20 protein-coding genes and 1 tRNA gene are annotated in these 20,655 nt (G+C 54.4%); 13 read left to right on the plus strand and 8 right to left on the minus strand.

Going from position 1 to position 20,655, the window contains the following annotated elements:
- The first annotated feature begins 73 nt into the window (after nucleotides 1-73).
- Both E6C51_RS01645 and E6C51_RS01650 read left to right on the plus strand, forming a co-directional pair.
- Nucleotides 74-307 (plus strand): methionyl-tRNA formyltransferase, encoded by a 234-nt coding sequence (locus E6C51_RS01645; protein WP_230987014.1) that lies wholly within the window; start codon nucleotides 74-76, stop codon nucleotides 305-307.
- A gap of 161 nt (nucleotides 308-468) precedes the next feature.
- Complete coding sequence (locus E6C51_RS01650) at nucleotides 469-1,584, plus strand: DUF930 domain-containing protein (protein ID WP_190234810.1); 1,116 nt, start codon at nucleotides 469-471, stop codon at nucleotides 1,582-1,584.
- Nucleotides 1,585-1,693: 109 nt separating this feature from the next.
- On the opposite strand, the gene E6C51_RS01655 is transcribed toward E6C51_RS01650, so the two are convergent.
- Nucleotides 1,694-2,299 carry a LysE/ArgO family amino acid transporter gene (locus E6C51_RS01655; protein WP_190234811.1) on the minus strand — a complete coding sequence of 202 codons (606 nt, stop codon included), beginning with the start codon at nucleotides 2,297-2,299 and terminating at the stop codon, nucleotides 1,694-1,696.
- Nucleotides 2,300-2,384: 85 nt separating this feature from the next.
- Here E6C51_RS01655 and E6C51_RS01660 point away from each other — a divergent pair, with 85 nt between their 5' ends.
- The 5 genes from E6C51_RS01660 to E6C51_RS01680 all read left to right on the plus strand — a co-directional run bounded on the left by E6C51_RS01660 (nucleotide 2,385) and on the right by E6C51_RS01680 (nucleotide 6,718).
- Complete coding sequence (locus E6C51_RS01660) at nucleotides 2,385-3,263, plus strand: LysR family transcriptional regulator ArgP (protein ID WP_190234812.1); 879 nt, start codon at nucleotides 2,385-2,387, stop codon at nucleotides 3,261-3,263.
- 206 nt (nucleotides 3,264-3,469) lie between these two features.
- Nucleotides 3,470-4,009: a heme NO-binding domain-containing protein gene (locus E6C51_RS01665; protein WP_190234813.1), complete on the plus strand. Its 540-nt coding sequence runs from the start codon at nucleotides 3,470-3,472 to the stop codon at nucleotides 4,007-4,009.
- On the plus strand, nucleotides 4,006-5,598 hold the full coding sequence (locus tag E6C51_RS01670; RefSeq protein ID WP_190234814.1) for a putative bifunctional diguanylate cyclase/phosphodiesterase: 1,593 nt from the start codon (nucleotides 4,006-4,008) through the stop codon (nucleotides 5,596-5,598). Before E6C51_RS01665 ends, E6C51_RS01670 begins: the two co-directional genes overlap by 4 nt.
- Nucleotides 5,599-5,610: 12 nt before the next feature.
- The gene (locus tag E6C51_RS01675) at nucleotides 5,611-6,036 is read left to right on the plus strand and encodes a secondary thiamine-phosphate synthase enzyme YjbQ (protein WP_190234815.1); all 426 of its coding nucleotides are present in this window, start codon (nucleotides 5,611-5,613) and stop codon (nucleotides 6,034-6,036) included.
- 199 nt (nucleotides 6,037-6,235) lie between these two features.
- On the plus strand, nucleotides 6,236-6,718 hold the full coding sequence (locus E6C51_RS01680; RefSeq protein WP_190234816.1) for a hypothetical protein: 483 nt from the start codon (nucleotides 6,236-6,238) through the stop codon (nucleotides 6,716-6,718).
- 327 nt (nucleotides 6,719-7,045) lie between these two features.
- Here E6C51_RS01680 and E6C51_RS01685 read toward each other — a convergent pair.
- Nucleotides 7,046-7,121: transfer RNA gene (locus E6C51_RS01685), tRNA-Ile, on the minus strand.
- A gap of 161 nt (nucleotides 7,122-7,282) precedes the next feature.
- Here E6C51_RS01685 and E6C51_RS01690 point away from each other — a divergent pair.
- The gene (locus E6C51_RS01690) at nucleotides 7,283-8,029 is read left to right on the plus strand and encodes an SIMPL domain-containing protein (RefSeq protein WP_146933634.1); all 747 of its coding nucleotides are present in this window, start codon (nucleotides 7,283-7,285) and stop codon (nucleotides 8,027-8,029) included.
- Nucleotides 8,030-8,175: 146 nt separating this feature from the next.
- Here E6C51_RS01690 and E6C51_RS01695 read toward each other — a convergent pair whose 3' ends face one another.
- From E6C51_RS01695 to E6C51_RS01705, 3 genes are all read right to left on the minus strand, one after another.
- The gene (locus E6C51_RS01695) at nucleotides 8,176-8,820 is read right to left on the minus strand and encodes an outer membrane protein (RefSeq protein WP_146933636.1); all 645 of its coding nucleotides are present in this window, start codon (nucleotides 8,818-8,820) and stop codon (nucleotides 8,176-8,178) included.
- Nucleotides 8,821-9,218: 398 nt separating this feature from the next.
- Complete coding sequence (locus tag E6C51_RS01700) at nucleotides 9,219-9,869, minus strand: outer membrane protein (RefSeq protein ID WP_146933638.1); 651 nt, start codon at nucleotides 9,867-9,869, stop codon at nucleotides 9,219-9,221.
- A gap of 222 nt (nucleotides 9,870-10,091) precedes the next feature.
- Nucleotides 10,092-10,988 carry a DMT family transporter gene (locus E6C51_RS01705; protein ID WP_190234817.1) on the minus strand — a complete coding sequence of 299 codons (897 nt, stop codon included), beginning with the start codon at nucleotides 10,986-10,988 and terminating at the stop codon, nucleotides 10,092-10,094.
- A gap of 121 nt (nucleotides 10,989-11,109) precedes the next feature.
- Here E6C51_RS01705 and E6C51_RS01710 point away from each other — a divergent pair, with 121 nt between their 5' ends.
- A complete protein-coding gene (locus E6C51_RS01710; protein ID WP_407920762.1) occupies nucleotides 11,110-12,519 on the plus strand; it encodes an aminotransferase-like domain-containing protein in 1,410 nt (469 codons plus the stop codon).
- Nucleotides 12,520-12,666: 147 nt separating this feature from the next.
- Nucleotides 12,667-13,476: a thermonuclease family protein gene (locus tag E6C51_RS01715; RefSeq protein ID WP_186827734.1), complete on the plus strand. Its 810-nt coding sequence runs from the start codon at nucleotides 12,667-12,669 to the stop codon at nucleotides 13,474-13,476.
- A gap of 24 nt (nucleotides 13,477-13,500) precedes the next feature.
- Here the strand turns inward: E6C51_RS01715 and E6C51_RS01720 are convergent, their stop codons facing one another.
- Both E6C51_RS01720 and E6C51_RS01725 read right to left on the minus strand, forming a co-directional pair.
- A complete protein-coding gene (locus E6C51_RS01720; protein ID WP_210234981.1) occupies nucleotides 13,501-14,025 on the minus strand; it encodes an FUSC family protein in 525 nt (174 codons plus the stop codon).
- Nucleotides 14,026-14,141: 116 nt separating this feature from the next.
- Nucleotides 14,142-14,279, minus strand: a complete 138-nt coding sequence (locus tag E6C51_RS01725; protein ID WP_186827735.1) for a hypothetical protein — start codon at nucleotides 14,277-14,279, stop codon at nucleotides 14,142-14,144.
- A gap of 76 nt (nucleotides 14,280-14,355) precedes the next feature.
- On the opposite strand from E6C51_RS01725, the gene E6C51_RS01730 reads away from it, so the two are divergent.
- Together E6C51_RS01730 and E6C51_RS01735 are read left to right on the plus strand one after the other, a co-directional pair.
- Nucleotides 14,356-14,580: a hypothetical protein gene (locus E6C51_RS01730; RefSeq protein ID WP_146933644.1), complete on the plus strand. Its 225-nt coding sequence runs from the start codon at nucleotides 14,356-14,358 to the stop codon at nucleotides 14,578-14,580.
- 202 nt (nucleotides 14,581-14,782) lie between these two features.
- Nucleotides 14,783-15,253, plus strand: a complete 471-nt coding sequence (locus tag E6C51_RS01735; protein ID WP_146933646.1) for a hypothetical protein — start codon at nucleotides 14,783-14,785, stop codon at nucleotides 15,251-15,253.
- Nucleotides 15,254-15,423: 170 nt separating this feature from the next.
- On the opposite strand, the gene E6C51_RS01740 is transcribed toward E6C51_RS01735, so the two are convergent.
- Entirely contained in the window at nucleotides 15,424-16,680 is a 1,257-nt protein-coding gene (locus E6C51_RS01740; RefSeq protein ID WP_146933648.1) for an AGE family epimerase/isomerase, read from the minus strand.
- A gap of 154 nt (nucleotides 16,681-16,834) precedes the next feature.
- Here E6C51_RS01740 and metH point away from each other — a divergent pair, with 154 nt between their 5' ends.
- Nucleotides 16,835-20,608, plus strand: a complete 3,774-nt coding sequence (gene metH / locus E6C51_RS01745; RefSeq protein WP_190234818.1) for a methionine synthase — start codon at nucleotides 16,835-16,837, stop codon at nucleotides 20,606-20,608.
- Nucleotides 20,609-20,655 lie beyond the last annotated feature (47 nt).

Raw genomic sequence — 20,655 nt, forward strand, 5'->3', positions numbered from 1 at the left:
GAGATGTGGGATACAGAGCTGTTCGCCATATTAGTGGCACTGTGCTGTGATGTAGATTTGATCGAGGTGGGAAATGGTTTTCGTAAAAGAATTAGAACGTATCTACATGGAGCGTAACGCGCTTCACGGCGAGGTGTCCGGGACGTACTCAGTATTTGGTCAAGATGAGAGGTTGGTTTTGCAAATTGACACCTACGGAAGTCTGGAAAGAAAAATTCCTGGGAAGAAGAGTCAAACCGTTCAATTTGATCGAAAATCTGCTGAGCAGCTTTTTAGAATTTTAAAAGACGAGTTTGGTTTCCGATAAATCACAATTGCAAATAAAAAGGCGTGTAAGCACCGGCTAAGCATCGTTTGTATCCCTCCTGGTGTCATTTTTTCGGTCAATTGGGAAGTCGCTGGTATGATTGCTGCCTTTGATGATTTGGGCATTTGCGAGTTGCGGTTTCGCCGTGTATTGCTGCGGCAATGAAAGACAGAGACAAGCCTGTGCCGAAGCGTTTGATCTGGGGTGTTAGTGCCTCGGTGCTTTTGCATGTCTTTTTGCTTCTGAGTTTTTTGTGGAATTGGCCGATAACCGCTCCTGAGGTTCCCAAGGAGGAGGTGGTCAATGTTTCGATTGAGCCGCCGCCAGAAGAAAAGCCCCCAGAAAAACCTGAGGAAAAACAGAAGGATGAGCCAAAGCCTGAGGAAAAACCCGCGCCCAAACCTGAACCTAAGCCAGAGCCTAAATCTGAGCCCAAGCCGGAGGAAAAGCCGCAGCCCAAGCCTGTGCCTGCGCCGGAGTTGAGGCCAACGGAAACTTTGCCGCCGCCACCACCGCCCGAATCAGTGCCGAATGCCTTTGAATCGGCTCCCAAGGACGAGACCGCGCCGAAAGAGGAGGATGCGCCCGCGCCGCCGCCATCAGAGCAGCCAGCAGAGGAAGAGGCAAAGACCAATACGGCGGAAAAGCAGGGTGAGGATAAAGCCGTGGCGGGCGATCCCAACAAACAAGAGCCTGCAAAAGAGGCAAGTGTGTTGAAGGATATTGCCCCGCCGGAGCTTGGTCCTGATGCGCGCCCAAAGGTGGCTGACAAAGCCGAAGAAGCGGGCGGCGGCATTGTAACCGAGCAGCGCGCCCCTGTCAGCGAAGGTGCGAACGTTGGCGTGCCGACCGCTTCTGTGCCAACGCCTGCGCCAAAGCCAAAGCAGCTTACCACCATTGCCAGCCTGAAACCGGCCAAGCGGATTTATTCCAAGGACACGCTGTCTGATCCGCGTATCAAGGAGGCCTTGGGCAAGCTGCCGCCAAAGCGGCGTGTGGTGCAGATGTGCAGCATCGAAATGTTGGAGCAAATTCGCCGTAATGTGCCCGGAGCCGTACCCGATATTATTGCGCCGACCGCCGAAACAGTTGAAAATATTGATGAAAAGCTGATGGATGTGACGGATGCCGCCTATCACAGCCGTGGCCAATGGTTTGATGTCAGCTATCATTGCGAAACCGATGCCAAAACCACAACAATCACGTCATTTCGCTTCAATATTGGCAGTGTGATTCCCAAAAGCCAGTGGGAGGCCCGCAGGCTTCCAGCCCGTTGATTGTCTTGCAGCGTCTCTCACCATACATTGCGCACAAATGACGCTGTAACACCTTTAGTCTGCTGCATCATTTTCGCCTTTAATCCACTCCGATTTAAGGGCTTATGCTTTATGCCATCCACACCAGTTTGATGGCAATCCATGCCATGACCAAGGCAATCACCCCATCCAGCACCCGCCAGGCTTGCGGCTTTGCAAACAGCGGAGCCAAGAGCCGTGCGCCATAGCCAAGCGAGAAGAAAAACAGATAGGAGGCCGTTACCGCGCCGAGGCCAAAAGCGAGGCGGTGGTCGGGAAAGCGGCTGGATACCGAGCCGATCAGCAAGACCGTATCCAGATAGACATGCGGGTTTAAAAACGTCAGCGCCAGGCAAGTGGCAAGGGCCTTGGCCAACGCAGTTTTGGGCTGCTTGGCGGGTGTCAGGCTATCGGTGTGATAGATAGCGGAATAGGCATGGCGCAAGCTGTAGAGCAGCAGAAAGCCAGCGCCGCCATAGCGCAATACCAATGCAAAGGCCGGAAAAATCGCACTCGCTTGCGCAAGGGCTGAGATGCCAAGGGCAATCAGCAGGGCATCGGCGGTTGCGCACGTGAGGCATAAAACCAAGACATGTTCTTTACGCAAACCCTGCCTGAGCACAAAAGCGTTTTGCGCGCCAATGGCCAAGATGAGGCTGAGGCCCAGTGAAAGGCCGGAAATAAAGGCATTCTGCATGGTGATCTCCGCATGAGGTGCTTTGACTACCATCACAGCCATCATTAGCATAACGACAAAATCTAATTTTCCATAAGGTATTCTAATGAAAATGGATGGTGACCACCTGCGCGCGCTGGCTGCGATTATCCGCACCGGCAGTTTTGAAAAGGCGGCGCATATGTTGGGCGTCACCCAATCGGCGGTGTCACAACGCATTCGCCAGCTTGAAGATCGGGTAGGGGCGGTTTTGATTGTGCGCGGGCAACCGTGCCGGACCACCGCTGCTGGCGAGAGGCTGTTTCGCCACGCCGAAGAGGTGGCCCTGCTGGAGCGGCAGTTGCAAGTGGATCTTGCACTGCCGCAGGATGATAACTCAACCGTGGTGCGTCTGGCGGTGAATGCCGATAGTTTGGCAACGTGGTTTTTACCTGTCATGGCCGCAAGCGACGGCCTGCTGTTTGATATTGTGCTGGATGATCAGGATCATAGCGCCGAATGGTTGCAGCGGGGCGAGGTGAGGGCGGCAGTCAGCAGCGCGCCAGAGGCCGTTCAGGGCTGCGATTGCCAGGCTTTAGGCGCTCTCACTTATCGCGCCACAGCAAGCCCCGCTTTTATGAGGCGCTGGTTTGCCAATGGTGTCACGCGCGAAGCGTTCGCGGTCGCCCCATGCCTGACTTTTAATGCCAAGGATCGGTTGCAGAGCAAGTGGCTCTCTCAGGCTTTTGGTATCAGCACGGCTTCCCCCACCCATTGGCTCCCCTCCAGCCATGCCTTTGTGGATGCTGCAAAACTGGGAATAGGCTGGGGCATGAATCCCGATTGCCTGGTCGCGCCCTTGCTGGCCTCAGGTGCTCTGGTGGAGCTTGTGCCGGGGCAGGTGTTGCGGGTGCCGCTGTATTGGCATTGGAGTAGATCTTTGGCAAAGCCCCTGCAAAGCCTGACCAAAAATGTGCTCGCCGCCGCCGCACTTGGGCTTTCTTGACAATAAATAGCTTGATATTCTTATGTTTAAATAAAGGAATATAATATATTATTGCACGGTTGCGGGGAATATCATGTTCCCGAAAACAGTATGCTGCGTTTGTGAGGCGCAAACAAATGGCTGTAACGCTTTGAATGCAGCTGAATCCTTCCCGAAATCGGTTCGGTCTGAAGGAATGGCTCAGTGAAATTGCAGTTGGAGTATCCATGAAAGGTGTAGTTTTTACAGAGTTTCTGGCATTTGTTTCTGAAAGCTGGGATGAGGATCTGGTGGATGATATTATCGAAGCCAGCGCCCTTGAAAGCGGCGGCGCATACACCAGTGTGGGAACCTATGATCATCGTGAAATTGTAAGCTTGCTGGAAGCGCTGTCATTTCGGACCGAACAGCCGAAAGATGCTTTGATGCGGCAATTTGGCTTTTATCTGGCAGGTCGATTTTCTGTTTTTTTCCCGCAATTTTTCACCCGCTGCGACACCCTTTTTGCCTTTTTGGCCAGCATTGATGATTACATCCACGTAGAGGTCAAAAAGCTCTACCCCGATGCAGAGTTGCCGTCTTTTGATGTGTTGCAGAGTGATGAGACACAGATGTCCATGCGCTATCGCTCTTCACGCAAAATGGAGGCTTTGGCGCAAGGGCTGATTTATGGAGCTGCCCATCATTTTGGCTGCACCATCCATGTGGCTGCAAGCGATGGTGGTGATGGCTCCGTTATTTTTGCGATCAATGAGGCGGGCTCATGAACGCGCCAATCTCACCTTCAGGTGCTCTTGATGACCGTGTGGAGCGGCTGATGCGCCGGCTTGAGCGAGAAAAGTCCGCCCGCCAGCAGGCCGAGGCCTTGCTGGAAGAGCGCTCCCGCGAGCTTTATTACGCCAACACGGCACTGGCGCAATTGGCACAGGATCTTGAAAAGCGCGTTGTTGCGCGCACATCGGAACTGTCTGTGGAGCGTGAACACGCCATGGCGCTGGCACAGCAAGATCAATTGACGACATTGCTCAATCGCCGTTTCTTTACCAGCAGCCTCGGCGACTTATGCCAGAAAGCGCGCCTTCGCGGCGGGCGCGTTGTTGTTGTTCTGGTTGATATGGATGATTTCAAGGCGATAAATGACACGCAGGGCCATGAAGGTGGTGATATTGTGCTGCGGGAGGTTGCCCAACGGCTTTCATCACTGGTGGGCTATGGCATTGCGGCACGCCTCGGTGGCGATGAATTTGCTTTGGCTTTATCGGATTTGCCAAATGACATGGCGGATGCCGTTTTCGCCCAACGCCTTATCGCGGCGCTGAACGTGCCTGTCGATTTTAACGGACGCAAATTGCAAATCTCGGCATCGGTTGGCTACGCCAGCATGCCGGATCATGCAACATCGTCGTCGCAATTGCTTCGGCATGCCGATATGGCGCTCTATACCTCCAAAAAAGCGGGAAAAGGTCGCGCCACCGGGTTTACCGATGATTTGCGCGCCGAAGCCGATGAGCGCCGCTTGCTGGAACTGGAGTTGGTTCTGGCCATTGAAAAGCAGGAAATTGTGCCCTGGTATCAGACAATTGTGGATGGCTTCACCGGACGTACTCTGGGTGTTGAGGTGTTGGCGCGGTGGCATCATCCCTATCGTGGGTTGGTTTTACCGGGCATTTTTCTGCCGCTTGCGGAAGAGAGAAACCTGCTTGAGGCGATATTTGTTCAGGTTGCCACAAAGGCTTGCGCTGAAATGGCCCCCTTTGTTGCGATGGGCAAGCTGAATTATGTATCGCTCAATGTTTCTCCCAGCCAGTTCAAGACAGGCAATATTACCTCGACCATCGCCAAAATTTTGAACAACACCGGTTTTCCCGCAACAGCACTGGTGGTGGAAATTACCGAGGATCTGATCATGTCAGATCTGGGGCGTGCCGCCAGCGAGCTTGAGGAATTGTCGCGGCTGGGTATTCGCATTGCTCTCGATGATTTTGGGACCGGCTATTCCAACATCGCATCGCTCAGTGCTCTGCCCATTCAATGGATCAAGCTGGATCGCAGCCTTGTGCGAAAGCTGGGCGAAAACAGGGTGGGGCAGGCCATTGTTGAAGCTGTGCTGCAAATGGCGGCGGCTTTGCACATTGATGTGGTTGCAGAGGGCATTGAGACCGAGATACAATCGCAATGGCTTGTTGCCGCCGGTTGCCGCAAACATCAGGGCTTTCTCTATGGCCGGCCTGGCCCCTACCACGAGCTTCCTTGTTTTGCAGATCCGACAGGCCATAAGCAATTTCGACGCGGAAACAGGAATTGGGAGCATCATGCGCGTCAGACAACCTCGCATGATTCCCTCCCACAAGAATGAGTGCAAGGGCGCATGACACAGCAAACAGTGCTTTCCATTTCAACGCGGGGGCAGGGGCTTTATGAATTTACCCGCCAAGCGCAGGATTTTGTCAAAGCCAGCGGTGTGGATCTGGGTTTGCTTACCGTGTTTGTACGGCACACCTCCTGCTCATTGATTGTTCAGGAAAATGCCGACCCTGACGTGCGGCGCGATCTCTTGAGTTTTTTCCAACGCCTTGTGCCGCCAAGCACAGATCCTTCCATGGGCTGGATTGTGCACCGGCAGGAGGGACCAGACGATATGCCCGCCCATATAAAGGCTGCGCTGACGCAAACATCCATCGGCATTCCCGTGTCTGACGGACGGATGGTGCTTGGGACTTGGCAGGGCCTCTACCTTTTCGAACATCGCGATATCCCACACCGCAGGCAAGTGGTTTTGCACTTATCCTCTTAAAATAGCTTTATATTTTGTAAGTTGCACAATTGGGCAGCCATAAATGTGTGCCATTACTTTTCCGCCTCAGAGCGAAAAACAATGAACTGCATGTGAACGCGGCTTTCGGATCGCGTTCACCCATGCCGGATTATTCTCTCCTTAATCGCAGAAGGGCCGGGCTGGTCAAAAGCGAGACGTTGGTTTCAGGAGAACGAGAATGTCCATGACTTTTGCAAAAGCCGCTCTGATTGGCCTCGTTGCCATGGGTGCTGTAACAAGTTCGATAAGCCCGGCAGCGGCCCAATCCAATGTAGGGTTTAGCCTATTTATCGGCCAGGATGATGGCCCGGATGACGATGACGTGGTGGTGGCACCACCTCGTGTTGTGAGAGTATGGGGTGATGATGAGCGCTATGCGCCACCGCCTCCGCCACCACCATTTTGGGATCGCCCACAACGCTGGGATGGCCCACGCTACGCCCCTCCGCCACCAGCACCACGCTGGGATCGCGGCCCAGGGCCACGGTTTAGCGGCGTTTGTGCCCCTGGCGATGCCATTCGCCAAGCGTTACGCGACGGTTTGCGCCGCCCATCAATCGACCGCGTAACACCCCGCGTCGTGGTTGTGAGCGGGCGTCGCTACGGCGATTTCGACCGTGTCGTTTTGAGAAATCTTCCCGGTTGTCCCTATGCAGACTAACTTTCTTCGCTTTCGCGCGTGAAATAAGGACGAAAAAATGGAGGCCCGGTTTGGGGGAACCGGTTTCCACTTCTTCCTGACACGCTATATCGCTCGTAAAATCCTTCAAAAAGCCTCGGAATTGAAAATAGCAACGGTTCTGCTGCTTAATTCCTTAAATCGGAATCGATTTAAGGAGAAAATTATGCAGCAGATTAAAAATGTTACAGTGTCCTTTGTGCGCCATATATGGCGCACAAAGGACACTGTAAGTGCATGAATCAGTAAGGGCGATGCCAAGCCGCAGCATTTCTGTGCTGCTGCATAATTCATATCTTATGCGACAAATGGTGGGCCCGGAGGGACTCGAACCCCCAACCAAGCGGTTATGAGCCGCCGGCTCTAACCATTGAGCTACAGGCCCGTTTGGCGTGAGGCCAAAGGTGAGTGCTGGCAATGGCACCAGCGCTTCGCGTTGATGCTCTAGCGGAAAACCTTTTCCTCGACAAGCCTTTGCCGCATTACCTTCACAATAGGTTGCGCATTATCCAAGATCTTATAGTGGGTCGTATGGGAGAAAGTAGTATGGCTGGTTTTTTGAAGACGCAACAGGCGTTGATGGCCGGGGTTTTGTTGATGGGCGTCGGAATGGCTTTGCCTGCCTGGGCGCAGGAGGCGAGCCGGGCGGAGGCTGTGATCAATGTGGAGGGGCAGGGGGAGGCCAGTCTGGCACCCAATATGGCCATTATGCAATTGGGCGTCGTCACTGAAGATGAGGCGGCAGAGCAGGCGTTGAAATCCAACACACTCGCGATGGCGGGCGTGATGAAAATGTTGAACGGCCAAGGTGTTGCGGATCGTGATATCCAAACATCCGGTTTTGAAATCACCCCCCGCTATCAGCATGTTGCCGACGATAAGCAGGATGGCAAAGCGCCCAAGATCGATGGTTACAGCGTCAGCAACGGATTGAGCGTCCGCGTTCGCGATCTGGCTAAATTGGGTGGCATTATTGATGGGGCTGTTCAGCTTGGCGTCAATCAGGCTGGGGCCATCCGCTTTACCAATGATAAGCCGGAGCTGGCGATCAACGATGCGCGTAAGCAAGCCATGGAAGATGCAATGACCAAAGCCAAAACACTGGCAGAGGCGGCAGGCGTCAAGCTTGGTCGGATTGTTTCCATCAATGAAAACGCCTCTCGGCCCTTTGAGCAAACCATGATGATGAAAACCAGCATGGCAAGGGATATGCCCATGGCACCCACTCCGATTGCAGCGGGCGAAAACACCTATCGTGTCACTGTGAATGTCACGTTTGCGCTGGCGCAATAGCCTTTAAAAAAAGCCCTGATTTTGCAATCAGGGCTGTCGTGCAATATCTGAAGCTGAAATTGTTTTCAGATGAAAATTTTTCATTGTATTCAATTATATGCAGCGCCACGCATTGTGTAAATTGCGCGGCGCTGCACCGTTCTAAATTAGAACTTTACGCCCACGCCAACGTTGATAACGTGCTGCTTTAGGTCAAATTTCGCGTCCCTCAGAGTCTTGGAGCCAAAATCGTTGTAACGATATTCACCACGAGCGAAGATGCGGTCGGTCACGGCATAGTCAACGCCACCGCCAATGGTCCAGCCGCTGAATGTCTTCTTGCTGGTGGCATTAATGTCAGACTCGTAAAATTTACCCTTCGTTGCGGTCCAGCCACCGGCTACAAAGAGCAATGCTCTGTCTACAGCGTAGCCGGCGCGGGCGCGGGCTGAGCCGGAAAGATCCGTTTTGAAGTTATTAATTCCGACTGTTTTTTTGTTCCAGTCGTAGTTCAGGTCGCCTTCGGCACCGAGAATGACATTGTTGCCAACATCAAAGTTCCAACCGGCAAAAGTGCCAATACGTCCGCCTTTGAATGTTGCTTTCGCGGAGTCGCCCAAATCGTCGGTCGTCTTGGCCTTCAGGGAGCCATAGCCGCCCAACGCACCGACGTAACCGCCAGCCCAGGAGAATGTTGCAGGTGCTTCAACCGCCGCAGGTGCAGACGGAACTTCGTCCACGGCATCTGCCGCTATGGCAACGCTTGAAAATACAACAGAAGCAATGGTTGCAAACAGAATCGATTTTGTCATTTTTAAACTCCACACAATCGGAATGCGCGCCTAGATAGTGGGAGTGCAGCCGAATGTATGTAGCGGATTTGCAACACTTCTCCATAAGGTTGTTTCTATTTTAGATGTGCCTATTTTAACGGGTTTTACCCCCTATATTCTTTGGGAGGTAATTCGCCGTTGGGCGGCACCTAGGCAAGGATGGTGTGGGGATGATGGAAAAGAGTTTCCGCTGGAGCGTTTAGAAAATTATCTAACAGATTTAAAGTGTTGCAGCTTTCTTTGTGTGTCATGCATGGCGCACAAAGAACGCTGTAGAGAGGTCAGATTCGAATGGTGAATCGACAGCAGATTTTTTGTGCTGCGCATAAAAAAAGCCCCGGTTTCATCAACCGGGGCTTCTTGTCTGCTGGGGCAGATTAGAACTTCATACCCACGCCAACGTTGATGACGTTTTGCGACAGATCGCGAACGTTGTTGCCACCAAAGAAGTTCTTGGAGCCGTAATCGTTGTAGCGATATTCAGCGCGGGTGAAGATTTTGTCGGTCACAGCGTAGTCAACGCCAGCACCAACGGTCCAGCCATTCACCATTTCACCGGTGTTTACGCCAGTGGCGCTATCCTTGAACTTGGCACCAGCGCCAGTCCAACCACCTGCAACGTAGAGCAGGGCCTTATCCATTGCATAACCAGCGCGGGCACGGACCGAACCAGAAAGCTCTGTTCCAAAGTTCTGGCTGCCGAAGCTGCTCTTGTTCCAGTCGTAGTTCAGGTCGCCTTCGGCACCGAGAATGACATTGTTGCCCATGTCAAAGTTCCAGCCAGCGAAGCCGCCCATACGGCCGCCATCAAAATCCTGCTTGGAAGAGCCAGAAGGGCCGCTAACCCGACCGTCAGCCCAGCCATAGCCGCCATGAACACCGGCGTAGCCGCCAGCCCATGAAAACACAGGAGCAGGTGTGTCGACTGCTGCCGGTGGTGCTGGGATGGTTTCAACAGCGTCAGCCGCGAATGCCGCACCAGACATAAACAAGGATGCTACACCAGCAGCAAGAATGATCTTCTTCATTTTCAATTCTCCAAAGTTGCCCTAACGCTTGAAATAGGTCCTTACCCCAATTTAACGAGAGCCATTTTCAACTTTTCTCGCAGATCTTGGCTTTTTTCAGTCAAAAACCGGTCTGTTTTGCAAAGTTTATTTTTTCTTTGGGTGGGAACTTTTATGTCGGTTGCGTATTCGCCAGCTCCTGCAAAAGGTATTGAAAGTGGGCATTGAGAACGTCATCGGGTATCAGGCCGCGCTCTTGTCATCCCTCATAGGCAAATTGTTTGCGAATTTGCGGGCACCAACCACGCAGGCCACAACGGCAAGGGCTGTTGCTAGCATGGCAGGGCTGACGGTCTCATGTAAAAATGCGGCAGCCAGCGCGAGGCCAAAAAACGGCTGAAGCAATTGCAATTGGCCAACAGCGGCAATGCCGCCCATTGCCAAACCGCGATACCAGAAAATAAATCCTATCAGCATGCTGAAGACGGAGACATAGGCCAAGCCCAGCCAGGCAGGTGTCTGCACCTGTGCAAAGGCGGATGGCATGGTCATGATGCTCAGGGTGATGCTGGCGGGCAGGGCAAGCGTGAGCGCCCAGCAAATAACCTGCCAGCCGCCAAGATGGCGCGACAGCCTCGCGCCCTCGGCATAGCCAAGGCCACAGATTAAAATCGCCAAAAGCATCAAAAGATCACCAAACGAAGCCGAAGCCGCCCCTTGTGTCAGGGCAAAACTTGCCACCAACAGGCCGCCAGCGACGGAAAAAAGCCAGAAAATCGGGTGAGGGCGGTCGCCGCCGCGCAAAACCCCAAAAAGGGCGGTAGAGAGCGGCAACAGGCCAATAAACACCAGCGAATGGGCGGAGGTGATGTGCTGGAGCGCCAAAGCGGTCAGCAGTGGAAAGCCGATGACCACGCAAAGCGACACAACGGCAAGCGCCAGCGCTTCGCGCCCGGTCGGTCGTGCCTGACGATTTGCCAGCAGCAGAAGGCAGCCCAGCACGCCCGCAATTGTTGCTCGCGCAACAGTGAGAAAGGCGGGATCAAAGCCCTCAACGGCTGCGCGGGTGGCAGGCAAAGAACCGCTGAAAATGACCATGCCGATAAAGCCGTTGATCCATCCGCTTGTTGTTGTGTTCATTTTAAAAGCCCCTTGGCAGACCTTGTGCTTGTCTGTGGCTGTTTTGGCTTGATGCGTCGCAAATACCAGATACGGTGCAGTACAATTTTTAAAAACTGTTATGCTTACGGGAGCAATACAGATGACCTTGATGCAGACAGCCATGCGGCCAGGAAGCACACGAATTGAGGCTGTCATGGCGGCCATCTCTGAGCGGATTGCAGCCCGCAGCCTGCCGCCGGGTGCAAAATTGCCCTCGGTGCGGGGCTTTGCAAAAACAATGCATGTGTCTGTATCGACCGTGGTGGAAGCCTATGAGAGGTTGGCGGCGCAAGGTTTGGTGCGCGCCAGGCCGGGATCCGGCTTTTATGTGGCAGCACCGCTGGCCCCTTTGTCGCTGGCGCAGATCGAGCCGAGGCTGGATCGGGAAATGGACCCGCTTTGGGTGTCGCGCCAATCGCTGGAATCGGGCTTGGCGGTGTTGAAACCGGGTTGCGGTTGGCTGCCGCCATCATGGATGCCAGAGGCGGCATTGCGCCGGGCGATGCGGCATTTGGCGCGTGCTGACACTTCCGTTTTGACAGACTATGGCATGCCGCTGGGCCTCTTGGCTTTGCGGCAAGTGCTTTCGCGGCGCATGGCAGAGCACGGCATGGGTGTTGCTCCAGACCAGATCATGCTGACAGAATCGGGCACCCATGCGCTGGACCTGATCTGCCGTTTTTTGCTGGAGCCGGGAGATTGCGTACTGGTCGATGATCCTTGCTACTTTAATTTCAATGCGTTGCTGCGGGCGCATCGGGTCAAGATTGTCGGGGTTGCCTATCGCCATGATGGCCCGGATATTGAGCAATTTTCCAAATTGGTCGCGGAGCACCGTCCTCGGCTTTATCTGACCAATTCCGGCGTGCATAACCCCACGGGGGCCAGCCTCTCGCCCGTCAATGCCCATCGGGTACTGACCCTTGCTGATCAGGCGGGATTGGTCATTGTTGAGGATGATATTTTTGCCGATTTTGAAGAGGTGGCATCGGCGCGCCTCTCAGCCTTTGATGGCTTGAACCGGGTTGTTCAGATTGGCAGCTTTTCCAAAACGCTGTCGGCCTCCGTGCGCTGCGGATATATTGCCGCCAAACCAGACTGGATTGACGGGCTGGTGGATTTAAAAATCGCCACCAGCTTTGGTGGCGGGCGGATGGCGGCGGAACTGGTGCTGGCCATGCTCACCGATGGCAGTTATCGCAAATATCTGGAAGGGCTTCGCGCCCGCCTTGCCTCGGCGCGTGATGAGGTGACGGCGCGCCTGGCATCGCTTGGCATCAAACCCGTTCTTCGGCCACGCGCTGGCATGGTGCTCTGGTGCCAGCTTCCAAGCGGTGTTGATTCTGCCGTTTTGGCCCGCCATTGCCTGCAAGATGATGTGGTTCTGGCACCCGGCAATGTGTTCAGCCAATCGCAAACAGCCGGTCAGTTCATGCGGTTCAATGTGTCGCAAATGGATGATCCGCGGATTTATCAGTCTCTGGCGCGCGGATTGGACGCCATAGGATAGGCCGATGGATCGAGATTTTTGTGGTGAAGGTGTCCGCCGCCTTTTTCTCTGTGGAAAGATTATGGTTTCATTTATCGTCAGGGGAACGCCAACCATTTAGAAACTCTTAAGCACGATAATGCCGCGCAAGACAGCGAGGAATCGATCATGGCGGCTAGAAAAGCAGGTGGACGAAAGCCAAGCGGCAGCGCAAGGCGCAAGCCCGCGCGCCGAGCGGCAAGCTCCAGCGGCGGCTTGTGGCTTTGGGTTGGTGCGTTGGTATTGGTGGTTGGCGGCGTATCTGCCTATGATCACCGGGCAAATTTGCCGGGCTGGGTGGATAAGACCTTTGGTTTTGGCGGAAAAGAAATCGCAAAGCTTGAGGGTAAAAAGACGTCTGAGCCAGCGATACCCCTATCGTCTGTGCCAACGCCCGCCGCACGTCGGCTGGACACTGCTCCTTTGCCGCCTGCGACAACCATGACACCGACGGAATCGATGACACCGCGCGAGCGTGCTCAATTGCCGTTGCCGCCGGCAACAACCTTGGTGCCTGAAGTCTCTGGCCAGACGGTTGCGTCCATTGCGCCCGGAAACATCGACCGCAAGATCGACCGCAAGCAGGTTTCGGCCCGCTTTTATTACTGTGGCACCAGCGGGCTCAACAATTGCGTGGTCGATGGTGATACATTCTGGCTGAACAAGGAAAAAATTCGCGTCGCAGACATTGATGCGCCGGAAACAGAACAGGCCAAATGCAAATCGGAGCGCGATCGGGGCTTTGCGGCCAAGGTGCGTTTGCGTGAGCTGCTCAATGCCGGTGGGTTCGAGGTCGAATCCTTTGGCACCCGTGATGTCGATCAATATGGTCGCAAGCTGCGTGTGGTGACCCGTGATGGCCGCTCGCTTGGTGGCATCCTGGTGCAGGAAGGGTTGGCACGGCCATGGACCGGCCATCGTATGCCCTGGTGCAATTGATCGAAAATGGGGGAAGGGCGAAAATTAATCGCGCCTTTGCTCATTTTTTTCTGCGTCTGGTGGAACAATCTGATTGATGAGGAGTTCGGCCAGCGCATGGAGAATAGCCCCTACCATGCCGCCGACCATCACTTCGGTTGCGCGATAGAGTCCTGCTGTCCAAACCGGCACGGCAGGATGACCGTGGGCTGTGAGAAAAACAATGGGTGTGGTCCACATGCACACCCGTAAAAGGGGGGAGAAGCGCGCGATGACAGCGCAAATTGCAACGGCAATGGCCAGTTGGACTGTGATGCTTGCACCAAAAGGATCTGTGGCAAGTGAAACAGCAACGGCTGCCGAGATGCCGATGAGTGTCCCACCAAACCGCCCCACCATAGCGTCTTTTGTTTCATTGATCTTCTCTTGAGAGACAATGATGGCTGACATGGAAGCCCAGACCGGATGCGGCAGCGCCAAGGCTGATGCTAAACCATAAGACAGACTGGCCGCAGCGGAGCAGCGAAGGACAAAGGCGAGGTGACGGATAAAGTCGTGACGGCTCATCATTTTCTTTCGTGTCGTCGCTCCCACGTTAGTTAACAACGGCCTCAAAAACGATGCAATGACAAAGTAAGTTGTACCAGGATTGGAAACGAAATTGAAATATTTAGATATTTCTAATTTTATCTTTTCCAGTTGCGTTTTATCAATGAAAACTGCGCATTCTCATCATCGGGGCCTAAGTTTTTCTCAATAGTTTCAATGATGGCAATGAGAAGATTTGAAATTCGCCTGCCATGAAAGCTTTCCGGTTTTGCCACGTTTTTGCCTTCTGCACGACACTTGCCTGTTACAGGATTGATGCATGATCTAACGATATAAAAGGAGAACAGAAACATGACCTACGATTTTCAGGATATGACAATGTCCGAGATGCTGAGAGATCCTTTGATCCGTCTGATGCTGCGCGCAGATGGTATTTCGCTCAGTGATTTTGCCTCCATGCTGGATGATGCCGCACGCCAGAGCGGCAAGTCCCGCCGCGATGCAAAGCTTGCGATTCCGGCTCCCCATATTATTTGCCAGAATGCTTCGCAAATGTGCTCATCTCGGACTGTTTGAGACAGATGTGATGCGAATGATAAATATGCCAATCATGATGCGGACCAAACGGCCAACAAGCGCTTATCTGGTTCGCATCATCTTGATTGTCTGTTGCGCTCGGTGTTTTATAAACGCCAAATATGCTGCATGATTTTTTGAAGCGATTTTTATGCCTCGAATTGTGCAGTCCGTTTTGGATTCGACAGCGCAAGGCTATTTTATGAGTATTTTCCGGCTTTTCTGCTCAATTGTTCTCATCGCCTTTGCCCCTTCCGCTTTCGCTGAGGAGAGCGCTCAGCCGCAATTTGGCACCGTCGGCGGCCGCTGTCTGACACTTTTCATCGGTACACAGGATTTTTCCAAGCTGTGTGAAGAGCAACTGGGGCGCAGCCTGCAACCGGACGGGCGAACCGGGGTCTATTTTTTCGTCGGATCGACGCATATCATTACCTTCAGCGGCCGATCGAAAGAGGATCGAACCCGCGACCAAACCAAGCTGGATTCGATTGCGGTTGACGAGCTTGTTCTCAATGATGGGCAAGGTGGCAAAGCAGGGCCGCAGCATATTTCCGCGAAAGGCACCTGCGACACGGCACAGGAAACCGACAAGCTCTATCTGGTCAGTTGTCGCGGCACTTTGGAAAAGGGAACGACATTTTCGGCCAGCTTCCAGATTGATACGTCGCTCTAAAGCATCGGACCGAAAAGTGGGAACCGGTTTTCGGATGTTTCCGATGCGCAAAACAAGCATCGGACCGAAAAGTGGGAACCGGTTTTCGGATAACTCCGATGCGAGAAACAATCATCGGACCGAAAAGTGGGAGCCGGTTTTCGGTCCGATCAGAAGGTGTATTGGATACCTTAAAGAACGAGCGGGTGTTCCTTGATCATCTTGGTCAGGCTGCCTTCAGCCGGAAACAGCGGAATGAGGCAGGCTTGCAGGGCATGATAAATATCGCCCTTGCCGGGGAACAGGCTATTGGCGGGTTGCAAATCCTCGGTCATTTCCTCATGCCAGCCGCCAAATTGCCGATCAATGGTGTTGTTGGCAATGAAATTCCAGATCTTGCGATATTGGTCTTCATTGAGGATCGTGCCCTGATGATGGTTGAGGAAGTGGCCAGCCGCCGCTGCCTCGCACAAGGGCCACCAGAGCTTGAAGGTCTTGGCCGGTACATTGTCCCAATCCAGCGTGTAGAAAAAGCCGCCGAGCTTGCGATCCCAACCCAGCAGCATGGATTGATAGAACAGACCACGGGCCGCTTCGGGCATCCATTCATATTTTTTGCCGCTCAAGGCCCAGAGCTGCAAAACAAGGCGGGTCCATTCCAGCCAATGGCCGGGCGTGGTGCCAGCCGGGCGGAACATTTCATTGGGGTGATAGTAATTGCGATCCACCACCCAATCTTCATTGAAATGCTCAGGGACGCGGAAGGCTTCTTCACGGGCGCGGCGGTTGATGATCAGATCGGCAATGCGCACGGCCTTGTCGAGATAGTGCTTTTCGCCGGTGACTTCAAAAGCCGCCATCAGCGATTCCGTCAGGTGCATGTTGGAGTTTTGGCCGCGATAGCCAGCCACAGGCTGCCAGTCTTCAGAAAATTCTTCTGCAATCGCACCATGGCGCTGTTCCCAGAATTTGGTTTCCAGCACTTCAGTAATGTCTTCCAGCAGGCGATCGGCCAGCGGGTGGCCAATGGCTTTGGCAGAGGAGGCGGCCAGCAGCACAAAGGCATGGCCATAGCCCTGCTTGGAGCCGTCAGCGACGCCATCATCATTGAGCTGCCAGAAATAACCGCCGTTTTTCTCATCGCGATGCTTGCGCCACAGATAGCGCATACCGTGATCCACCACATCTGCAGCCCCCGGACGCCCAAGCATGTCGCCAATGGCATAGCAATGCACCATGCGCGCGCTGGTATGGATGCCGCGCACCGGATTGTCGGTGGAGAGAGGCTTGCCGTCGCGGGTCAGATCGTAAAACCCGCCTTTAGGGTTGATGGTTGCGGTCTGGAAAAAGTCGAACAGGCCGTTGGCCTGATCCAGCAACCATTTGCGGTGATAGGGGCGCTTGCTCCAGTTTGCTGGTAATGTGTTGGTGTCAGCAATGTTCGACATTATTCCCTCCGGCGACGAATATTTGTCAACTTCTATAAAGGCTTCGTGGCATATTGTCACCGCGCTCGGTGATTTGAATTTGCTGCGCCGTATATTGACATAAACATATCTTTATGTGATTTGGTTGTGATGTTGGGAACGGAAGGATACCGCAATGCTTGATCAATTGTTTGGACGCGAAGGCGCGAACCGTGATGGTGCGGAGATCCTGAAAGCCCTGCAACAGGCAGCGCGCGAACGTATTCTGATCCTTGACGGTGCGATGGGCACGGAAATTCAAGGCCTTGGTCTGGATGAAGATGATTTTCGCGGTGAGCGTTTCATCGGCTGCGCCTGCCACCAGAAAGGTAATAACGATCTTCTGATCCTGACCCAACCGGCTGCCATTGAAGATATCCACTTCCGTTATGCCATGGCGGGTGCCGATATTATTGAAACCAACACCTTCTCCTCCACCCGAATCGCACAGGCCGATTACGAGATGGAAGGGGCGGTTTATGACCTCAACAAGCATGGTGCCGAAGTGGTGCGCCGCGCCATTGCCCGCGCCGAGCGTGAAGACGGCAAGCGCCGCTTTGTGGCCGGAGCCATTGGCCCCACCAACCGCACGGCCTCGATTTCGCCAGACGTTAACAATCCCGGCTATCGCGCTGTGTCCTTTGATGATCTGCGCGGTGCCTATGGCGAGCAGATCGATGGTTTGATTGATGGCGGTGCCGACATCATCCTGATCGAGACGATTTTCGATACGCTGAATGCCAAGGCGGCGATTTTCGCCTGTGAAGAGCGCTTTCTCGCCAAGGGCATTCGTTTGCCGGTGATGATTTCCGGCACGATCACCGACCTTTCCGGCCGCACCCTGTCTGGCCAGACGCCATCGGCTTTTTGGAACTCTGTGCGCCACGCAAAGCCGTTCACTATCGGCCTGAACTGTGCGCTGGGTGCCGACGCCATGCGTCCGCATTTGCAGGAATTGTCAGGCATTGCTGATACGTTCGTTTCTGCTTACCCCAACGCTGGTCTTCCCAATGAATTTGGCCAGTATGACCAAAGCCCGGAATTTATGGCCAAGCTGGTGGGCAGCTTTGCCGATGAGGGCATTGTCAATGTGGTGGGTGGCTGCTGCGGCTCCACGCCTGCGCATATTGCGGCCATTGCTGAGGCCGTGAAGGGCAAAAAGCCACGCCAGCCGGTCGAGCATCGCCCGTTTATGTCGCTCTCTGGCCTTGAGCCGTTTGAGCTGACCAAGGATATTCCTTTCGTCAACGTGGGTGAGCGCACCAACGTGACTGGTTCGGCCAAGTTCCGCAAGCTGATCACTGCTGGCGATTACAATGCGGCCCTCGTGGTGGCCCGTGATCAGGTGGAAAACGGCGCGCAGATCATCGACATCAATATGGATGAAGGCCTGATCGATTCGGAAAAGGCCATGGTTGAATTCCTCAACCTGATTGCCGCCGAGCCGGACATTGCCCGTGTTCCGGTGATGATTGACTCATCCAAATTCCAGATCATCGAATCCGGACTGAAATGCGTTCAGGGCAAGCCGATCGTCAACTCCATCTCGCTGAAAGAAGGCGAGGAGAGCTTTGTCGCCCACGCCAAGCTGATCCGCAATTACGGTGCCGCTGTTGTCGTCATGGCCTTTGACGAGCAGGGACAGGCGGATACCTATGAGCGCAAGGTGGAAATCTGTTCCCGCGCTTACAAGATCCTCACCGAAGAAGCTGGCTTTGCGCCGGAAGACATCATCTTCGACCCGAATGTCTTTGCTGTCGCCACGGGTATCGAAGAGCACAACAACTACGGTGTCGATTTCATCGAGGCCACCCGCACCATCCGTCAGAACATGCCGCTGGTGCATATTTCCGGCGGCGTTTCCAACCTGTCCTTCTCGTTCCGCGGCAATGAGCCGGTGCGCGAGGCGATGCACGCCGTGTTCCTCTACCACGCCATTCAGGCCGGCATGGACATGGGCATTGTCAACGCCGGTCAGTTGGCTGTCTATGAAAGCATTGATCCAGAACTGCGCGAAGCCTGCGAAGATGTGGTGCTGAACCGCCGTGCCGATGGCACCGAACGCCTGCTGGAAATTGCCGAGCGCTATCGCGGCACAGGCGAGGCGAAAGCCCGTGTGCAGGATATGTCCTGGCGTGAACTGCCGGTGGAAAAGCGGCTGGAGCATGCTTTGGTTAACGGCATTACCGAATTTATCGATGCCGATACCGAGGAGGCGCGTCAGGCTGCCGAACGCCCGTTGCACGTCATTGAAGGTCCGCTGATGGCGGGCATGAATGTGGTGGGCGATCTGTTTGGTGCGGGCAAAATGTTCCTGCCGCAGGTGGTGAAATCTGCCCGCGTGATGAAACAGGCCGTGGCCGTGCTTCTGCCTTACATGGAAGAGGAAAAGCGCCAGAACGGCGGCTCTGGTGAGCGCGAAGCCGCTGGCAAGGTGCTGATGGCCACCGTGAAGGGCGACGTTCACGATATCGGCAAGAACATTGTTGGCGTGGTTCTGGCCTGCAACAACTATGAGATCATCGACCTTGGCGTGATGGTGCCTGCCTCCAAGATTCTGGAAGTGGCAAAGCAGGAAAATGTCGATATCATCGGCCTTTCCGGCCTGATCACCCCATCGCTGGATGAAATGGTGCATGTGGCATCTGAAATGCAGCGTCAGGGCTTTAACGTGCCGCTGCTGATTGGTGGAGCCACCACCAGCCGCGTGCATACGGCGGTGAAAATTCATCCGCAATATCAGGCAGGGCAGGCCGTTTACGTGCTGGATGCCAGCCGCGCCGTGGGCGTTGTGTCATCCTTGCTGTCGCCCGATACCCGCGATAGCACCATTGAAACCTTGCGGGCCGAATATGCCAAGGTGGCGGACGCCCATGCCCGCGCGGAGCTTGAAAAGCAGCGCCTGCCGATTGCCCGCGCCCGCGCCAATGCTGCCAAGGTGGATTGGACCAGCTACAAGCCCAAAAAGCCAAGCTTTACCGGCATCAAGGTATTTGAGGATTATGATCTCAAGGAATTGGCTCATTACATCGACTGGACGCCGTTCTTCCAGACCTGGGAGCTGAAAGGACGTTACCCGGCCATTCTCGAAGATGAAAAGCAGGGCGAAGCCGCTCGCTCGCTATTTAACGATGCACAGGCCATGCTTACCAAAATCATTGACGAGACATGGTTCCGCCCCCGCGCGGTGGTTGGCTTCTGGCCTGCCAACAGCGTTGGTGATGATATTCGCCTGTTTACGGACGAGAGCCGCAAAGAAGACCTCGCCACCTTCTTCACGCTGCGTCAGCAGCTCTCCAAGCGCGATGGCCGCCCGAATGTGGCTTTGAGCGATTTTGTGGCACCGGCTGACAGCGGCGTGGAAGATTACGTCGGCGGCTTTGTGGTGACAGCAGGCATCGAAGAAGTGGCGATTGCCGAGCGCTTTGAGCGCGCCAACGACGACTACTCGTCGATCATGGTCAAGGCATTGGCTGATCGTTTCGCCGAAGCCTTTGCCGAGCGCATGCATGAGCGGGTGCGCAAGGAATTCTGGGGTTATGCGGCGGATGAAAACCTGACCCCGGAAGAACTGATTTCGGAAACCTATGGCGGCATCCGCCCAGCGCCCGGTTATCCAGCCCAGCCAGACCACACCGAAAAGGTCACGCTGTTCAACCTGCTCAAGGCCACCGAGACCACCGGCGTGACGCTGACGGAAAGCTACGCCATGTGGCCCGGCTCCTCCGTCTCCGGCCTCTATATCGGCCACCCGGAAAGCTATTATTTTGGCGTGGCCAAAGTGGAGCGCGACCAGGTGGAAGACTATGCCGCTCGTAAAGGCATGGAGGTCCGCGAAATCGAGCGCTGGCTTGGGCCGGTGCTGAATTATGTGCCGAAGGCGGCGGTGAATGAGGATGCTGCGGCGTAAAAGCGTACAAAGCTTTTGTGTACAGTCGTGAGACTATACCGACATTT

It is taken from the genome of Gillisella terrae, assembly GCF_004801395.1.
Classification (GTDB): domain Bacteria; phylum Pseudomonadota; class Alphaproteobacteria; order Rhizobiales; family Rhizobiaceae; genus Allorhizobium; species Allorhizobium terrae.

Bases quoted from the DNA above. Each gene is read 5' to 3' on its own strand.
- E6C51_RS01715 (WP_186827734.1), top strand. From the start codon at position 12,667: ATGGCGGCTAGAAAAGCAGGTGGACGAAAGCCAAGCGGCAGCGCAAGG.
- E6C51_RS01655 (WP_190234811.1), bottom strand. From the start codon at position 2,299: ATGCAGAATGCCTTTATTTCCGGCCTTTCACTGGGCCTCAGCCTCATC.
- E6C51_RS01645 (WP_230987014.1), top strand. From the start codon at position 74: ATGGTTTTCGTAAAAGAATTAGAACGTATCTACATGGAGCGTAACGCG.
- E6C51_RS01695 (WP_146933636.1), bottom strand. From the start codon at position 8,820: ATGACAAAATCGATTCTGTTTGCAACCATTGCTTCTGTTGTATTTTCA.
- E6C51_RS01710 (WP_407920762.1), top strand. From the start codon at position 11,110: ATGACCTTGATGCAGACAGCCATGCGGCCAGGAAGCACACGAATTGAG.
- E6C51_RS01735 (WP_146933646.1), top strand. From the start codon at position 14,783: ATGAGTATTTTCCGGCTTTTCTGCTCAATTGTTCTCATCGCCTTTGCC.
- E6C51_RS01720 (WP_210234981.1), bottom strand. From the start codon at position 14,025: ATGATGAGCCGTCACGACTTTATCCGTCACCTCGCCTTTGTCCTTCGC.
- E6C51_RS01675 (WP_190234815.1), top strand. From the start codon at position 5,611: ATGACACAGCAAACAGTGCTTTCCATTTCAACGCGGGGGCAGGGGCTT.
- E6C51_RS01660 (WP_190234812.1), top strand. From the start codon at position 2,385: ATGAAAATGGATGGTGACCACCTGCGCGCGCTGGCTGCGATTATCCGC.
- E6C51_RS01680 (WP_190234816.1), top strand. From the start codon at position 6,236: ATGTCCATGACTTTTGCAAAAGCCGCTCTGATTGGCCTCGTTGCCATG.
- E6C51_RS01740 (WP_146933648.1), bottom strand. From the start codon at position 16,680: ATGTCGAACATTGCTGACACCAACACATTACCAGCAAACTGGAGCAAG.
- E6C51_RS01705 (WP_190234817.1), bottom strand. From the start codon at position 10,988: ATGAACACAACAACAAGCGGATGGATCAACGGCTTTATCGGCATGGTC.
- E6C51_RS01730 (WP_146933644.1), top strand. From the start codon at position 14,356: ATGACCTACGATTTTCAGGATATGACAATGTCCGAGATGCTGAGAGAT.
- E6C51_RS01650 (WP_190234810.1), top strand. From the start codon at position 469: ATGAAAGACAGAGACAAGCCTGTGCCGAAGCGTTTGATCTGGGGTGTT.
- E6C51_RS01665 (WP_190234813.1), top strand. From the start codon at position 3,470: ATGAAAGGTGTAGTTTTTACAGAGTTTCTGGCATTTGTTTCTGAAAGC.
- E6C51_RS01690 (WP_146933634.1), top strand. From the start codon at position 7,283: ATGGCTGGTTTTTTGAAGACGCAACAGGCGTTGATGGCCGGGGTTTTG.
- E6C51_RS01700 (WP_146933638.1), bottom strand. From the start codon at position 9,869: ATGAAGAAGATCATTCTTGCTGCTGGTGTAGCATCCTTGTTTATGTCT.
- metH (WP_190234818.1), top strand. From the start codon at position 16,835: ATGCTTGATCAATTGTTTGGACGCGAAGGCGCGAACCGTGATGGTGCG.
- E6C51_RS01670 (WP_190234814.1), top strand. From the start codon at position 4,006: ATGAACGCGCCAATCTCACCTTCAGGTGCTCTTGATGACCGTGTGGAG.